Genomic DNA, 16,339 nt, shown 5'->3' with positions numbered 1-16,339 from the left:
GCCGTTGCAGGCAGGACGCTCAAAAAGCTGCGTCAAGGATTAGGCGATGGCCTCTAGGCCCTTCTCGAAAAGTCGGTCAAGGTGCTCCAACTCGGCGGCCGTCAGGGAGATTCCGTCCGCTTCAGCCTTGGCGCGGGCTGCAAAGCGGCGCTGAGAGGGCAGGCGGGCTCCCTGGCCGATGATGCTTTCAAAGAGCATCTCTGCTCGGGCGAAGGGATCTCCGGCTCGTCCGGCAGAAAAGGCCTCGGGAGAAAACGCGATGACGAGTTCACCATGCATTGGAGCAAGCGTCGTTGTTCCGAGATAGTCGAGAACCTCGGGACTGGTGAGGTCCCCAATCATGATGCCGGCAAGAAGTTCGATCATCGTGCCAATGGCTGAGCCCTTGTGGCCCCCGAAGGGCAGCATGGCGCCGGCGAGTGCCGCTTGCGGGTCGTTCGTCGGCTCGCCATCTGCATCGATTGCCCATCCTTGTGGCAGCAGCTTTCCGGCGCGCCGATACAGTTCGAGCTCCCCGCGTGCGGCCACCGAGGTTGCGAAATCGAAGACATAGGGCACACCATCTGGCCTCGGCCACCCGAAAGCGAAAGGGTTCGTGCCAAGCAATGGCTTGATGCCGCCGGTGGGCGCCACCGTTGCATAGCTTGGGCACATGACGAGAGCAGCAAGACCCTCCTTGGTGACGGCTTCAACCTCCGACCAGAGGGCAGAGAAATGGGTGCAATCATTGATAACGAGAGCGGCGAGGCCGAGCTTGCGCGCACGCTCCGCTAGTGCGGGAACGCCGAGTTCGAAGGCAGGATTGGCAAAGCCTCCATTGGCATTGACCTTGACGATGGCGGAGCCTTCGTTGAGATCGAGCATCGGCACGGCTTTTGGGTTCACTTTTCCCGCCTTTACCGTGCGCAACGTGCCTTCGATGCGATAGATGCCGTGCGACTTGCAGGCATCACGCTCGCCGGCCACGATGACGCGTGCCACCGCGCCGGCCTGCAGGGCGCTCAGGCCATGTCTCAGGAAGATGGCTTCAACTCGCTCCTGAAGCGCTGCAATGGTTGGGGTGGAGGTCTCCATCATCTTTCGTCTCCTGTAGTCTTCAAAGCGCAGATTTCCTGCATATGTCAATGCGCCGATGAACAGTCGCATCTTCGAATGCCTGGTGGAAACACAATTTGCTCCACGATCGAAGGCGAGCCGTCATTTTTAACAGTCTCGGCTTTCACAAGAGTGAGCGAGCAGAGGCGTTGGTCGAAGCCTAGGGGCGCATGAATTCTCTTCCTGCCGCCTTAGTCTCTGGACCTCAATCCCTTGTACGGCTCCTGCGGGTCAGGGTGTCGGTTTAGATTTGGTAGATAGGTGGACTACGGCCCTGTATAGGGTGTGTGATTTGCAACGCTGCGCACCCTCATGGAAATCCGCTCGAGAATGGGTCCACTTCATCGCGCGCTCGAGGGTGCTCGGGATTGATCGGGGTATCCTGGTTCCTTGTCTCCCATCACCTCATTTCCGACCACGCCTTGATCCTGCCAAGCGGGCTCCCGCTCGTAGCGAGACCCGTCGCTGAGGACGGCGAAAGCACTCTTGCCACGCGATGCGCCAAGGCAATGGCGACAACCTTCGTTTTCTTGCGCATCAGCATGCCCGACACCCAATCCGATCCCGGGCGCGCTTGAGCTGACGTCTGGGCATGATCTGTGCCATCGCGCCGAGATATAGCAAGCGTCGGACGTATCGATTGCCCACTTCGAAATCCCGCCCACCCTGTGCTTGCCTCGGATAAAGTGCGGTTCGGGCGTGACTCGAGCCAGGCGGCATAGTCCCTCGCACAGTCGAAGTCGTCGACATTGGGTGTCGTCGTCGCGATAATCGCCGTTGACAGGACACGCGCACCTGGCAGCGTCGCCAGACGCTGACTTGTCCCGCTTTGCTCATAGGTCTCCGTGATCTAGTCAGGCCCTTGATCCGATTATCCGTCTCGACAGTTGGTCGAACAGTCGGCTCACAGGCATTCGAGCCATTTGGGGCAACTGATCCAGTTGTGCTTTCAGCCGATCGACATTTCGGCGCCCTTCGCTGCAATGACGCCGAATTCTGTCATATGCGCTCAGGATCGCATTACCGATCTGTGTACGTTGACGGACCACAAACTCCCGTGTGCGGTGGAGACCCATGAGTGATGAGCAGGCTTGGCGCTTGCCGGCGACAAGCTGCATGGAGGGCCGCGTCACCGCTTCGCAAATGGCGGCCGCGTCCGTGGCTTCGTTTCCAGAAGCTCAGGAATGGCTCCAGCCCGTCCCCCCTCCAAAGGGCAAGTCCTGCAAATCCACCGGCCGGATGATCCGGAGGCTGAGAGCGCCTCACCGACAGCACCTCATTACTATTTCTCTCGCGACTGCTTGGCATCGTTTACGCTTTCGACTATGGAGCGTCGTCCCCTATATCATCGGAACGATTTAATGGATGAGATGGATCATAACCGCGATGACGAGATCAGCCTGCTGGATCTGTCGGTTGTAGTCGCGGAAAACTTAAAGCTTCTGATCATCGTTCCCCTGCTGGCAGGTACCCTAGCGTACTTCGCGATTGATGCCCTAAAGCCACGCGAATACAAATCAGAAGCGCTTGTTCGGGCCGATGCACATGAGATTGCGTTGCTTCGATCGGCGCGAGTGTTGAATGAACCCCTTCGCCAAAGCACGCTCTTGAGCCAGCACGACGATCGAATACAGGCCGCACGGAGCAGCCTGCTCGAAGCCATGACGCTCGAACCTGTCGACGGCACCGGCATGTATCGTATCACGCTTACGCTTGATGATCCCGATGAAGCAAATCGACTGCTGACGCAAATTATAGCCAAGCTCATCTCGGAATCCGAGCCCCTCGGAGATTATCGGAGCATGCTGGAACTTCAGCTTGAAACCCAGCAAGCGGCACTTGACGACTTGACGGCTTCCTTCGCCCGCCTGAATGAGGGTTACAGCAGGTTGCTGACTGGCGGGGACGGGCAGGTTCCGCTTATACAGGGGGAAATCGGGCAGTCGCTCGTTGCCCTCATCTCAAGCATCGAGGCTAAGCGCCAGGAGGTCGCGAGGACAACCCAAGCGCTATCTGGTTCTCTTTCCGAGGAAGACGTAATTCAGGCGCCGACGCTGCCCGACAATCCCGAACCGCGCGGTTTGTTTATGATATCGGCGCTTGTCGTCGTCATAATGGGCTTTCTGGTGCTTGTCGGCGCATTTGCGCGCGAGGGCTTGCGCCGTGCATCGGCCAGCCCAAACGGGTCGGCCAAGGTCGCACGCATCCGTCGGGCATTCTGGCTGGACCGCAAGAAAGCTTAACTAGGCGTCATTTTTCTCGCGCCGTCGTGTTTCCGGTAGATATTGCTGAAGGACCAACATGCAAACCGAGTTTCGTCACAGACCAGATGCCGGCAAGGCCGTGATAGCCGTTATCGGGCTAGGCTATGTCGGCTTGCCATTGGCCGTAGCATTCGCTAGCCGCCATCGGGTGGTAGGCTATGACCTCAATGCCAATAGGGTCGCGCAATTGCGTGACGGCCGGGATGTTACCAGGGAGGTCGAAGAAGACGAGTTGAAGGCGGCCAGTGGCCTTCATGTCACCACTGATCCCAACGATCTTCAATCCTGCAATGTTTTTATCATCACGGTTCCTACGCCGATCGATGAGCACAAGCGGCCCGATCTAACCCCTCTCCTTAAAGCCAGTGAGACAGTCGGTAAGGTTTTGAAGGTAGGGGATATTGTGATTTATGAATCGACCGTCTATCCCGGCGCTACCGAGGAAGATTGCGTGCCCATCCTCGAGGAAGTCTCGGGGCTCGGGTTTAATGTAGATTTTTTTGCCGGTTACAGTCCGGAACGAATCAATCCTGGGGACAAGCAACATCGCCTAACGGACATCAGGAAGGTTGTTGCGGGGTCGACGCCCGATGTAGCGGACTTCATTGATTTTCTTTATGGTGAGATCATCGCCGCAGGCACGCACAAGGCGCCGTCGATAAAGGTGGCAGAGGCAGCCAAGGTCATCGAGAACACGCAGCGCGATCTCAATATCGCGCTCATCAACGAACTTGCCATCATCTTCGATCGGCTGAGCATCGACACTCAGGCCGTTCTCGAAGCGGCCAGCACCAAATGGAATTTCCTCCCTTTCCGCCCGGGTCTGGTTGGAGGACATTGTATTGGCGTCGATCCATATTATCTGACCCAGAAGGCGCAGGCTGTAGGTTATCATCCCGAAGTCATCCTGGCGGGCAGGCGTCTGAATGACGGCATGGCCTCCTACGTCGTGGCGAAACTGGTCAAGCAGATGATCAAGTCGCGCATTCATGTCGACGGCGCGCGAGTCCTCGTCATGGGTTTTGCCTTCAAGGAGAACTGCCCTGACGTTCGCAACACCCGCGTGATCGACATCGTGCGCGATCTTCGCGACTATGATGCCTCTGTCGATGTCTACGATCCGTGGGTCGAGCCCGAAGGCGCGCTGCATGAATATGGCATATCGCCCATTGCCAGTCCCGAACCCGGCACCTATGACGCTATCATCGTTGCGGTCGGGCACCGCGAGTTCGCCGAGATGGGGGCCAGCGCCATAAGGCGGTTCGGAAAGCCCGAGCATGTTCTGTTCGACGTAAAATACCTCTTTGCGCCGGATGAAAGCGACCTTCGGCTGTAACTGGGAAATAACTAGCTTATGAAAGTTCTTGTCACCGGAAATGCTGGCTTCATCGGGTTCCATGTCGTCCGGAAACTCATCGCGCGAGGGGATGACGTAGTCGGTTTGGACGTGGTCAACGATTACTACGATCCGGATCTGAAGCGCGCCCGCCTTGCCATCCTTGCCGACGAGGGCGAGCGGCAAGGGGCCAACTACAGCTTCATCGAGGCCGATCTGGCGGATGCTGTCGCCGTCAACGCAGCCTTCGCCGAGCATAGTTTCGATCGTGTGATTCATCTGGCAGCGCAGGCGGGCGTACGTTATTCGATTGAGAACCCTCACGCCTATGTCCAGTCTAACATTATTGGTTTCACCAATCTGATCGAGGCCTGCCGCCACGCCGCGACGCCGCACTTTACTTATGCCTCAACGTCTTCAGTCTACGGCGCCAACACGAAAATGCCGTTTTCGGAGCGTCAGGGTGTCGACCACCCGCTGCAATTTTACGCCGCTACCAAGCGCGCCAACGAGTTGATGGCCCACTCCTATTCCCACCTCTTTGGCCTGCCCACTACGGGACTGCGCTTCTTCACCGTCTACGGCCCTTGGGGGCGACCGGACATGGCGCTGTTCAAGTTCACGCGCAACATTCTCGCGGGCGAGCCGATCGACGTTTTCAACCACGGCAATCACACGCGTGACTTCACCTATGTGGATGATATCGCCGAAGGCGTGGTCCGAGCTTCGGACGATATTGCCGTGCCCGATCCCGATTGGGACGGCGCAGCACCGAACCCCGCGACCTCCAATGCGCCCTATCGCCTGTTTAACATTGGTAATTCGGCGCCCGTAAACCTTTCGGCCTATATTGAGGCACTCGAAGCGGCACTGGGCCGGAAGGCGATCCGCAACCTGTTGCCCCTTCAACCGGGCGATGTACCCGACACCTTCTCCGACACGTCTGCCCTGGAGAGCGCCGTTGGCTACAAGCCTAAAACCCCGGTCTCCGAAGGCGTCGCCCAGTTCGTGGAGTGGTATCTGGACTACCACGGCCACCCCGCAGACACCACGCTCAGATGAAGGCCGCACGCGACCTATCCTCTTCCCCCCTTCTGCGGAGCCTGTTGGCTGTGACCGGCGGCACTGCGACAGGCCAACTGGTGGCGTTTTTTTTTGCGCCACTCATTACTCGAATTTATAGTCCCGAAGTTTTCGGGCTGCAGGGCGTATTTCTGTCGCTGATTAGCATCCTAAGCCCCGCGATTGCCTTACGCTATCCGATGGCCATTGTTGTCGCCGCTAACGAAGCGGATGCTCTGCAACTCTCGCGTCTGGCGCTGATGATCGCCTTCCTCCTCTCCTGCATGGTGGCGCTGATGCTTGCCATCTTGCAGGAACCTTTCCTGATATTGCTGGGTGCTGAGGCTTTGGGTGCGTTGGTCTGGTTCCTGCCGCTGGCTCTGTTTTGTGTAGCATTGCAGGATGTCGCAAACTACCGTGCCACTCGCCTTGGCAGCTTTCATCTGGTGGGGACTGTTACCGCGGTGCACTCCTTCGTAACAAATCTGGCCCGGGTCTTGGGTGGATTACTGGCCCCAGTCGCCGCCGTCCTGATTTTCGTCACCTCGCTTGCTCCGACCGTGCAGGCGGGGCTTTTGATTCTCGGAATCCGACGCCTACATGGTGGGGCTGTCCCCACTCACTCGACTGCGCGGTCCCTTGCTCTGCTCCGGATGCACCGAGATTTCCCGTGCTACCGAGTTCCGACCGATGTGGTGGGTGCGTTAGGCCAAACCTCGCCTGTCCTGCTTTTGTCCCAGCTGTTCTCTCCGGCTACTGCCGGGTTTTACATCTTGGCCCGTAGTGTTGTCGGTCTGCCGCTCAATGTTGTGGGCAGTGCGGTGGGCAACGTCTACTATGCGCAGTTCACCGCCTTGGCCAGAGAAGGCAACCCGGTATTTCCACTAGCAGCAAAAAGTACACTACTTCACCTTGCGCTTCTAGCCGGTCCGCTACTGTTGTTTTCATTCTTGTTTCCAACGCTGTTCGCTTTTGTTTTCGGAGAAACATGGCGAACTGCCGGCGAGTACGCGCAGTGGATGGCGCTTTTGGTGACGGGAATGCTTGCCAACATTCCTGTCGTACGCCTGTTGCCTGTCATCAGGCAGCAGGCAGCACATCTCATATTCAACTTGCTCATTTTGGTAGGAGGAATTTTTGGTATGTTGGGCGGGCGGACCCTCTACGGCACCGCTGCAGCTGCTGTGGCAGGCTATTCGGTAGCAACCACGGCTCTCTACGTACTGCAAATTATTACCTATCTGCTGTTGGCGCGGTGGTTCGATAAGAAGCAGCCGAAATGAAGGATCACCTATCAAAGGCGCATATTGCACTACTGGTACCCTCTCTTCGCGGGGGCGGAGCCGAGCGCATCATGCTCCTGCTCGCCAATAGGTTTGCAAAGCTGGGCTGGAAGGTCGATCTCGTCCTCTTGCGCCGCGAGGGCGCTTATTTGGATGAGGTATCCGATGTCGTTCGGATCGTAGACCTGAACGTTTCCAAAGCGCGATATGCACTTTCTCCCATGCTGCGGTATTTCCGGTGCGAGCGCCCCCGCGCAGTCTTGTGTACCCTCGGACATCTCAACGTCACCACCTCCCTGGCGCTGTTTCTATCTGGTCTCAAGGTCCGGCTTGTCCTGCGGGAAGCCAGTATGTTAAACCCTGAGAACAAACAGAGTTTCAGGGATGGGTTGTTCCGGTTAGCATATAGATGGGCCTATCGCCGCGCTGATTGTGTCGTCGGCATTTCAGAAGGCGTAAGCCAGGACATCATTCATGCGACTGGGCGCACCGACGTAGTGACGATCCACAACCCTATCGACGTCGAAACTGTTCGAGAGAAGGCGCGGGATCCAATCGAACATCCGTGGTTTGATGATACCGTCCCTGTTATAATTGGAGTCGGGCGTCTTGTCCGGGCCAAAGATTTTGGCACCCTCATCAACGCCTTTGCTGCAGTACGACGGGAACAGGAGGCGCGCCTTATCATCCTAGGAGAAGGACCGGAGCGTCCAGATCTTGAGCAACTCATCAAAGACCTGGGCCTTGAGGCAAGCGCTTCGCTGCCGGGGTTCACGTTGAATCCCTTTCGATACGTTGGCCGGTCGGCGGTATTCGTCTTGTCCTCGCGCTGGGAAGGCTTTGGTAATGCGCTGGTAGAAGCCATGGCATGTGGTGTACCAGTCGTCAGCACCGATTGTTCCAGCGGTCCCTCGGAAATACTGCAAGGCGGAAGATGGGGGCGGCTGGTGCCGGTGGGAGATCACGAAGCCATGGCTGAGGCGATCATAGAGACGCTGAAGGAAGACCGTTCAGATACAGCACCGAGCCGCGTAATGGATTTCTCCGTGGACATAGCTGTCCACCAATATCTCAAGTTACTTGGCCTATCTTCGGCTTCGATACGAACTCATGAAGGCTTGGGTTGTGACGCTTAATCCGCAGAACTTTGGCGCTGCCCACCTAGTCATCTCTGGGGTTGTGGTGTGGGTCGTTGGCTTTTGGTTCCTAAGGATGTATGAGGGTCCAGATACGGCAGGCAGGGTCGGCTTTGTACTTCTCGTTCTTGTTCTAATTTTGCAGAGCGGAAGTCTCCATAGACAAGAGTGTTGGCTGCTACTCTACTCTGCCACTCTAGGTGCCGCACTTTTGATAGCCACCATCGCATCTTCGGATCCGATGTACTCGGCGCCGCGAGCGTTAACCTCCTGCCTCCTTTTCGGTACATCGGGGATCGTCGCTTACCGATTTGTGAACGTGACTGAAAGATATGCTGATGAAGTGCTGCCTTCGATAAGTGCAGCATTATCAGCATTCCTGCTAGTCCTGCTCAGCGGCTACCTGTTCGGATTCGGAGGTTTCAGGTCGGGAGGAATGGGCGGCTTTCGTCTTGCCGCCGGCATCAATCCAAATACCGCCGGGTTTCTCGCGTTCACCACAGTAGTTTGGTCCCTTCTCTCCGCGTTTTCCAAAGGGTATTGGCGCACATACGATCGAATACTATTTTTGCTCGCCATAACCGTAGCCGCTCTCTCCTTTTCACGCTCCGCTTGGCTCGCTCTTTCTGTCCTTTTCGCATTTTTGACATGGGTAAAACTGCTTCGAATACTGGTTATGGGGCGTTTTCGCACCAGTCTTCTCGTACTTTGGCTAGCAATATCGGTGGCTGGGATTGTTTTGACGTTCATTATATTACTATTTAACGCATTCTTATTAGAGCCGACCTATCTAAGGCACCCTATTGCCCAGTACTTGGAAACGCGTCTCTCTGTTAATGGTGACGATAATTTATCGTCTCGGGCGCGGGCCTGGGGTATTCTTCTTGCCGAATTCCGCTCGAACCCGCTTTTCGGTGGCGTAGGCTGGTATAACTCAACAAGATTATTGGATCAGCACCCCGATGTTGCAGCATCTCCTCATAGCCTTCATGTGCGATTGCTCTCGGAGGTGGGTTTAGTTGGCTATATTTCCATTATTGCGCTGCCGCTTCTCGCTATCCTCGTGGCCGTTAAAAGAACGCTGAACACCGTAGCGCGGAACAGCAAAAACCCCCGAGAACACCAATTTTGGGGTGTAGTAGCGGGCTCTTTGGTCGCTTACTTCAGTGCACGGGAGTTTTTCGAGAATACCTATATGGTGTCATATCTCAATTTTGCTACGATGTTCGCTATTGTTTTAATTGTTATTTCGCTCCGAGGCTTTGCCTTGCATCATGCAACTCCAAAACCGTTAGTTGGCCGATGAAAATTCTCCACATCATCACCGGGCTCGGCGATGGTGGGGCGGAAGCTGTTCTCTATCGGCTATGCACCCATGACGATCCTTCGCGTCATCACGTCATCTCGATGATAGACGGGGGCAAGTATGGCCCGTTGCTCCAAGGAGCAGGTGTCCGCGTCACCTGTCTAGGCATGTCGCGCGGGTGGATTAGCCTGCGGGGGCTTTGGCAACTTCATCGCCTAATCCGCCAGCACAAGCCCGATGCCATGCAAACCTGGATGTATCACGGTGATCTCGTCGGGGGTGTGGTGGGCCGCTTGGCCGGATGCACAAACGTGTTCTGGAACATTCGCCACACCGATTTGGTCCCCGGCGCCACAGGGCGCAGCACGCGGCTGGTGGCGCGAATCGGAGCTCTTCTTTCGCCCTTCGTGCCAACGGGCATTGTCGCCTGCGCCGAACGTGCACGCACGGTCCACATTGAAATGGGTTATGATTGCCGCAAATTGACCGTCATCCACAATGGCTATGATGTGACTCGCTTCCAGCCAGATATGCAAGCCAGGGCGACCCTGCGGCAGGAATTCGGCGTAAGCCCAGACACGATCCTGATCGGACTTGTCGGACGGTGGAATGCGCAAAAGGACCATCCGAACCTTCTTTCCGCCTTTTCGCGACTCGCGTGCGAGCGGAAGAATATCGCCCTGTTACTCATCGGGGCCGGCTGTACATTAGAAAATGCCGAACTGGCTGCGCAGGTGGAACGCCATGGTCTCAGTTCCCGCGTTATCTTCGCCGGACGACGCTCCGATATTCCGGCAGTCATGAACGCACTGGACATTCACGTGCTTTCTTCATCCAGCGAAGCCTTTCCCAACGTGGTGGCCGAGGCGATGGCCTGTGGGACCCCATGCGTCGTCACCGATGTGGGCGACGCCGCATTCATCGTGGGCGAGACCGGTTGGGTTGTTCCGCCAGCCGATCCGATATGCCTGGCTCGCGCACTTGACCAGGCTCTGGAAGAGCGCCAGGACCAGGAAACGTGGCAAGCGAGACGATTCGCCGCGCGTCGGCGCATCGTGGAGATATTTTCGCTCGAACGGATGATTGAGGCCTACCACCAGCTCTGGAAGAGTTCCGCGAGCCCGAAAGAGGGATCGGCAGGAGAGTGATTTTGAAGAACGTTTCCGCTCCAGCCAACTTCGCCATCATTGGCCACACGGGCTTCTCGCAAGTCAACTTTCGCGGTCCGCTGATAGAAGATATCGTTGCCCGTGGCCACAGGGTATTCGCGCTGGCGCCCGATTTTGACGCGCCCACACGGGCAGCGGTTCGCGCGCTCGGCGCCGAGCCGGTGGAGTATTCGCTCTCTCGCACCGGGCTCAATCCAGGAAGGGATTTTGTGGATAGCTTCAAGCTGTTCAGGACGCTGGATAGGCTGAATGTCGATTGCGTCCTGAGCTATGCCATCAAACCCGTCATCTATGGCACCTTGGCCGCCTCTCTCGCCCGCGTCCCACGCCGCCATGCCCTCGTGCCCGGGCTGGGTTACGCCTTCACTGAGGGTGAGGACGTGAGCCTTAAGCGTCGGGTTGTTGGGCTTTCGGCGCGGCGGTTCTATCGCCTTGCCCTTGCCCGCGCAGATTGTGTTTTCATGCAGAACCCGGACGACGCTCACGACTTCGTCTCGATGGGGATCGTGGATCAGGACAAGATCATTACCGTCGACGGAACCGGGATCCGCCTCGACGAGTGGGCGCCTACACCGCCCGTATCCTCGCCAGTCACTTTCCTTCTCGTCGCGCGGATGCTGCGCGATAAAGGGGTTTTCGAGTTCGTTGAGGCCGCAAGGGCCGTACGCGAAGTGCATCCTCAGGCGCGCTTCATTCTCGCCGGTGATACCGATGCCAACCCGGAGGCCATTAGCCGCCTGCAACTGACGGCCTGGGCGGAAAGCGGGATTGTTGAGTGGCCCGGTCAGGTCGCCGTCAAGGAATGGCTGGCGCAGGCAAGCGTCTTCGTATTGCCCTCCTATCGCGAGGGGGTACCCCGCTCTACCCAGGAAGCCATGGCGATGGGGCGGCCAATTATCACCACCGATGCGCCCGGATGCCGCGAAACCGTGATTGCGGGGGAGAATGGCTTCTTAGTACCACCACGCGACGCTGAGGCATTAGCTGCTGCAATGCGCCGGTTCATCACCGAACCCGGGCTCATCTCGTCTATGGGCGCGAAGAGCCGCGCCTATGCCGAGGAAAAATTTGACGTGCGCAACATCAACGCTGTGATGATCAGAGCGATGGGGCTCTGAGTCTACAGCCAACGCCTCGAAAGGGAGCGCGGTGTCTAGATTTTTCTGTGTTCAGACTGCGATTACCTTAGCGTCAGATTCGGACGAAAGGCGGATCTTGTGACCGTAGGGAGATAGGGGTTATTCAATGCCGTACTTTAGGACTTGGGGACATGATGATTGATGCACTGATAACCCGTATCCTCAGTATTCCGCGCGTCGCAAAACGCCTGATCGTGATCGTGGTAGATATCTTGCTGTGTAGCACGACAGTCTGGCTATCATTCTGCCTGAGGCTTGATGCATGGGTCATACTGTCCGGAAGTCAATTGATAACTATTCCTGTGTCAATTGCGGTAGCGATCCCCATATTCATCCGCGTTGGATTATATAGGGCGGTGTTCCGTTATGTTGGATGGCAGGCGTTTTCTGCCATTCTCAAAGCCGTTGGCCTCTATGGGCTAGTTTACGCCGCGATCTTCACATGGATCAGCTTTCCAGGGGTGCCCCGGACAGTAGGCTTGTTACAGCCCCTATTGCTGCTAATCGCAGTGGGTCTGTCGCGTCTGGTCGCTCGTTTTTTTCTCGGAGAGCCGTACCGTCGGATCCTAAGTGGACGAGATCAGTCGAACGTCTTGATCTATGGCGCGGGTTCTATTGGGCGTCAGGTGACTAGTGCGCTGGCGAACTCCGGGACACAGCGCGTCATCGGCTTTCTTGATGACGACAGAACCCTCCATAACTCCGTCATCAACGGAGTGAGGGTATACGACCCGGCAGCGCTCAGCACGCTTGTCGTGACACATGATGTTCGGACCGTCCTCCTAGCACTTCCGGCTTTGAAACCCTCCCGACGAAGAGAGATAATAGACAGCTTGAGGGGCAAGCACGTAGCCGTCCGTACGGCGCCCAACGTTAGCGAAATCGCGCAAGGCCGATTGAACATTTCGGCAATCCAGGAGCTTGATCTGAACGATTTGCTTGGTCGTGAGCCCGTTGAGCCTGACCAGAACCTGCTTCATCTGAATGTAGAAGGTAAAACCGTTCTTGTTACAGGCGCCGGAGGATCAATCGGTAGTGAGCTGTGCCGCCAGATCGTAGCTTTAAAACCTAGGGTGCTCCTCCTAGTAGAGCAAAGCGAGTATAGTCTTTATGCTATCCATCGCGAACTATCGCGTCTGCTCCCCGCCAACGCGGAGCGCATAATCCCACTACTCGCGTCCGTCCGCGACGAACACCGTCTCAATGAAATTCTTACAAGCTGGTCCGTTGACACGATCTATCATGCTGCCGCCTACAAGCATGTTCCTCTCGTTGAGCAAAACCCAGTTGAAGGAATACGAACGAATGTTCTTGGGACACAAAGTCTTGCCAGCGCAGCAATAAGTCACGGAGTTTCTAGCTTTGTGCTCGTGAGCACTGATAAAGCCGTCCGCCCAACGAACATAATGGGAGCAAGCAAGCGGCTTGCAGAGATGGTGATTCAGGCTATAGGGGAAGCATGTGAGGGAACCGTTTTTTCGGCGGTTCGCTTTGGCAATGTGCTAGGTTCCTCGGGTTCTGTGGTGCCACTGTTTAGGCAACAAATTCGCGAGGGGGGGCCACTGACGCTGACGCACCCGGAGATCACTCGGTTCTTCATGACCATCCCAGAAGCTTCGCAGTTGGTCATCCAGGCGGGAGCTATGGCTAAGGGTGGCGATGTATTCGTCCTTGATATGGGGGAGCCGGTCAAGATTATGGATCTCGCGCGACGCATGGTTGAGCTATCAGGACACACCGTGAAAGATGAAAGCAATCCTACTGGCGATATAGAGTTTGTCATGACTGGGCTACGGCCTGCAGAAAAGCTCTATGAGGAATTGCTCATTGGGAACAAGCCTTCCAGGAGCCAACACCCTCTTATATTTCGGGCCAAAGAGGATTTCGTGCCTTGGCCGACGCTACAGAAAGAGATTGCACATCTTGTAGCTTATATAGATGGGGGTAAGATCAATGAGATGAAGAAGCTGCTAACAACTCTGATTACGGGTTACCAACCGAGTCCGGAGATCGTTGATCTGATTGCACTGCAGAAGGCCGGACGGGAAGTATCTTAGGGTCGGATCTATCTCGGCCTCGTGCAGCCGGTAGTCGTCTTGATGACAGAGCGTAATCGCATTAGCAGGAGATTAGAATGAGTAGAGGAGCGGGCCTGAGGCATAGGTTGCTCCTAGTTGGAAGCTCTGGCCGGGTCGGCTCATTGATGCTGAAGTATTGGCGCAGATCACCGCCCGCCAATTTTGAAGTGATTGGACAACGGCGAACTGCCGATGTTACAGCCGATGAGAACACCATCGTTTGGGACCTGAAGTCGGCTCCACCGGCAGATATAATCCGCCACGGAGCAGAGACGACGATGATCGTCATGGCGGGGATTACGCCCGCGTCTGGTTCGCCACTACAAGGCAATCGTGATATCGCAATCGAATGTGTTGAGGTTGCGCAGCGCATAGGAGCGCGACGAGTTCTTTTTTCATCATCATCATCCGTCTATGGTCCGGGCTTAGGGACGCCGATAAACGAAAGTTATAATCCAGATCAGCAGAACGCCTATGGCGAGTCGAAACTAGCAATGGAAGCCGCGATTTTTGACAGCGCAGGCGAATTAGACTACTCCATCTTGCGAATTGGAAACGTATTGGGAGCCGACGCTCTGTTGACTGCAGCGCGCAAGCTGAAGTGCGGCGAGCCCCTTGAGCTGGACCAATTTGAAAGCGGCGGTGGACCCGTCCGCTCGTACATAGATCCTGCTCTCCTGACCTGTGTTTTGGAGTCCCTTGCTTGCTACCCGAGTGGTCTACCCCGAGTCCTGAACGTGGCTTGTCCAACTCCTGTTTCTATGCAAGCACTGGCGGACGCAGCTAGGATACCATGGCGCTGGCGTCCCGCTCCTTCAATCGCTTATGAACGTATCGTGCTCGATTGTGATCTGTTGCAACAGTATCATAAATTTGAGCAGGGTGACTGCAACCCCTCGTCGATGATATCTAGATTGGAAGATTTGGGATTCACTTTATGAGTGTCCAGAAGCGTATTTTTGATCTTGTGCTGTCACTGAGCCTTTTACTTCTTCTTTTACCACTAATTTTCAGTGTTGCCTTGCTTGTCGCGCTACTGGATGGCCTACCGGTCTTCTATCTTTCCAGGCGCATGAAAACCATGACTCAGGAATTCTCGCTCATCAAGTTCAGAACGATGAAGCCGGCTATAACAGACTCTGGAGTGTCGGGTGGGGACAAGGCTGATCGAATCACGCGGACGGGTCGATTTCTACGCCGCTCAAGGCTTGATGAACTACCGCAAATAGTTAACGTAGTGATTGGAGATATGAGTTTCGTTGGGCCTCGTCCGCCGTTGCGACAATATGTCGAACGTTTTCCGGACATCTATATAAAGGTACTACGATCAAGACCCGGAATAACCGGTCTTGCTTCGGTTCATTTTCATCGCCACGAGACCTGGCTGCTTAGACGCTGCGTGTCCACAGAAGAAACCGACGCTGTCTATGGTCGAGCATGCGTACCGCGAAAAGCTCGCCTCGATCTTATGTATCAGCGAAACCAGAGCCTATGCTTCGATGTAGTCTTAATGATGCGGACGGTACTCAAGCTGTTTCGGCGTTGACTAAACCCTCCGACGTGCTCCTTGGTCTTTGGGTGTAGAATGATCCACTAGAGTATCCGTCTCGATCAAGCGTAACCGGTGTTTTGATCCCACGTTGCCCGCTGATGCTTGATCTGTGATCGAGTTTCCATGGACGAGCGACAAGGAGTTTCTCCATGGAGACTATCCACACGGCGAAGTCGCGTCCAGAACGAAAGGTCTCCGCTGGCGGAGCCAGCGCTTCCAGGGCGGTGGGGATCAGCGGTGACCGATACCAGGAACGCTCATCAGCCGATGGGCCGTATCGTCAGCTTTCGCCCGCGCCTTGATCTCCGCATCCAATTCTCTGACCTGCGCCTCGAGACGGCGTAAAGCCTCGACCAGGAGGTAGAGGCAACAACGAGCGGCTTCTGAAGGGGCGAGGAAGGATCCTCGACCTGCGCGATGAGTTGCTGGATGTGAGAGGGCCCCTGCGGCGCAATGAAGCCAAACTCAGACAAGTGACCCACGGATCGCATTAATGGTTTGCGTGCGCTGGCCGATAAGGACATCGCGGGTCCGAAAGATTATCGCCGAGGCCTGTTTTTCCTCGCTCTTGACCGCGACGAAGCGCATCGTCGGCCGTGCGCGACCTCGCAGATCGCTTCAGCGTCAGCAGCATCATTCTTCTGCCGCTTTACGAAGGGCTTCACATAAGCCGGCGCAATCAACCTGACGGTATGGCCGAGGTTGCTTATCTCGCGGCCCCAATAATGCGCTCCGGGACAGGCTTCCATCGTCTCAGGCTGAACTGCCCCCCGTTTCGACCGGACAGTCGGCATAAGCAGTAAGGCTCAAGCACAGGCTTGGGTATAGGCTTATGTCTAACGAGTACCGACACATTGAATTGCTGACGGGTGATGTCCGCCGCAGGCGGTGGACAACCGAGCAGAAGCTGACAATCATT

The 16,339-nt window shown here is 56.1% G+C and carries 12 protein-coding genes and 2 pseudogenes; 11 read left to right on the top strand and 3 right to left on the bottom strand.

Annotated features, from left to right (window positions below; translation table 11 throughout):
• Positions 1 to 39: 39 nt before the first annotated feature.
• Both RTCK_RS08285 and RTCK_RS20810 read right to left on the bottom strand, forming a co-directional pair.
• Entirely contained in the window at positions 40 to 1,077 is a 1,038-nt protein-coding gene (locus tag RTCK_RS08285; protein WP_142592465.1) for an Ldh family oxidoreductase, read from the bottom strand.
• A gap of 464 nt (positions 1,078 to 1,541) precedes the next feature.
• Positions 1,542 to 2,261 (bottom strand): annotated as a pseudogene (locus RTCK_RS20810) (transposase); the annotation flags it as partial.
• 195 nt (positions 2,262 to 2,456) lie between these two features.
• Here RTCK_RS20810 and RTCK_RS08280 point away from each other — a divergent pair.
• The 11 genes from RTCK_RS08280 to RTCK_RS21175 all read left to right on the top strand — a co-directional run bounded on the left by RTCK_RS08280 (position 2,457) and on the right by RTCK_RS21175 (position 15,414).
• Positions 2,457 to 3,338, top strand: coding sequence for a GumC domain-containing protein (locus RTCK_RS08280; RefSeq protein WP_142592464.1), 882 nt, complete (start codon positions 2,457 to 2,459; stop codon positions 3,336 to 3,338).
• 58 nt (positions 3,339 to 3,396) lie between these two features.
• Entirely contained in the window at positions 3,397 to 4,695 is a 1,299-nt protein-coding gene (gene tviB, locus RTCK_RS08275; RefSeq protein ID WP_142592463.1) for a Vi polysaccharide biosynthesis UDP-N-acetylglucosamine C-6 dehydrogenase TviB, read from the top strand.
• 18 nt (positions 4,696 to 4,713) lie between these two features.
• Complete coding sequence (locus tag RTCK_RS08270) at positions 4,714 to 5,757, top strand: NAD-dependent epimerase (RefSeq protein WP_142592462.1); 1,044 nt, start codon at positions 4,714 to 4,716, stop codon at positions 5,755 to 5,757.
• 50 nt (positions 5,758 to 5,807) lie between these two features.
• Positions 5,808 to 7,040: a lipopolysaccharide biosynthesis protein gene (locus RTCK_RS08265; RefSeq protein WP_235988648.1), complete on the top strand. Its 1,233-nt coding sequence runs from the start codon at positions 5,808 to 5,810 to the stop codon at positions 7,038 to 7,040.
• Positions 7,037 to 8,176, top strand: a complete 1,140-nt coding sequence (locus RTCK_RS08260; RefSeq protein WP_142592460.1) for a glycosyltransferase — start codon at positions 7,037 to 7,039, stop codon at positions 8,174 to 8,176. Before RTCK_RS08265 ends, RTCK_RS08260 begins: the two co-directional genes overlap by 4 nt.
• Positions 8,151 to 9,482 (top strand): O-antigen ligase family protein, encoded by a 1,332-nt coding sequence (locus tag RTCK_RS08255; protein ID WP_142592459.1) that lies wholly within the window; start codon positions 8,151 to 8,153, stop codon positions 9,480 to 9,482. The genes RTCK_RS08260 and RTCK_RS08255 overlap by 26 nt, the downstream gene beginning before the upstream one ends.
• Complete coding sequence (locus RTCK_RS08250; protein ID WP_142592458.1) at positions 9,479 to 10,630, top strand: glycosyltransferase family 4 protein; 1,152 nt, start codon at positions 9,479 to 9,481, stop codon at positions 10,628 to 10,630. The genes RTCK_RS08255 and RTCK_RS08250 overlap by 4 nt, the downstream gene beginning before the upstream one ends.
• 2 nt (positions 10,631 to 10,632) lie before the next feature.
• Positions 10,633 to 11,769, top strand: a complete 1,137-nt coding sequence (locus RTCK_RS08245; RefSeq protein ID WP_211181442.1) for a glycosyltransferase family 4 protein — start codon at positions 10,633 to 10,635, stop codon at positions 11,767 to 11,769.
• 152 nt (positions 11,770 to 11,921) lie between these two features.
• Positions 11,922 to 13,847 (top strand): polysaccharide biosynthesis protein, encoded by a 1,926-nt coding sequence (locus RTCK_RS08240; protein ID WP_408004517.1) that lies wholly within the window; start codon positions 11,922 to 11,924, stop codon positions 13,845 to 13,847.
• Between the two features lie 77 nt (positions 13,848 to 13,924).
• Complete coding sequence (locus RTCK_RS08235; protein ID WP_142592457.1) at positions 13,925 to 14,809, top strand: NAD-dependent epimerase/dehydratase family protein; 885 nt, start codon at positions 13,925 to 13,927, stop codon at positions 14,807 to 14,809.
• Complete coding sequence (locus RTCK_RS21175; protein WP_142592456.1) at positions 14,806 to 15,414, top strand: sugar transferase; 609 nt, start codon at positions 14,806 to 14,808, stop codon at positions 15,412 to 15,414. Before RTCK_RS08235 ends, RTCK_RS21175 begins: the two co-directional genes overlap by 4 nt.
• A 163-nt stretch (positions 15,415 to 15,577) precedes the next feature.
• Here RTCK_RS21175 and RTCK_RS20805 read toward each other — a convergent pair.
• Positions 15,578 to 16,169 (bottom strand): annotated as a pseudogene (locus RTCK_RS20805) (IS110 family RNA-guided transposase); the annotation flags it as partial.
• Positions 16,170 to 16,339: the final 170 nt, after the last annotated feature.

Source organism: Pseudorhizobium endolithicum (assembly GCF_902153245.2).
Taxonomy (GTDB): domain Bacteria; phylum Pseudomonadota; class Alphaproteobacteria; order Rhizobiales; family Rhizobiaceae; genus Neorhizobium; species Neorhizobium endolithicum.
Note: the sequence above shows the minus strand (reverse complement) of the source record. Positions and strands in the feature narration are given on the sequence as shown.